The organism is Psychrobacter sp. CAL346-MNA-CIBAN-0220, from assembly GCF_040309805.1.
Classification (GTDB): Bacteria; Pseudomonadota; Gammaproteobacteria; order Pseudomonadales; family Moraxellaceae; genus Psychrobacter.
Genome location: NZ_JBEOPF010000168.1, coordinates 1 through 279, shown reverse-complemented (window position 1 = coordinate 279; position 279 = coordinate 1). Strand labels below are relative to the sequence as shown.

The 279-nt window shown below is 46.2% G+C and carries 1 protein-coding gene; it reads right to left on the bottom strand.

Features of this window, described 5'->3' with window-relative positions:
* The coding region (locus AAEY88_RS13170) for a DPP IV N-terminal domain-containing protein (protein WP_350563108.1) at window positions 1–279 on the bottom strand (279 nt) is incomplete at both ends.

Here is a 279-nt window from a genome sequence, read left to right as displayed (position 1 = left end):
CCACACCCGTTTCATCAATACGAGTAAAGGCGATAGCAGACTCATCGGGCGCCCACCAATAACCTGTCATACGGTCCATTTCTTCTTGGGCGACAAACTCTGCCATAGCATTTTTAATCGGCCCTTTACCGTCTGTGGTGAGTGCTGTTACTTTTTGGTTATCCAATGACAATACAAATAAGTTTTGATCGCGTACAAACGATACAAAGTGACCTTTCGGAGACAAACGCGCATCGGTTGCAAAACCGTCACCGGTTGCAAGCTCAGCCACTTTATTAC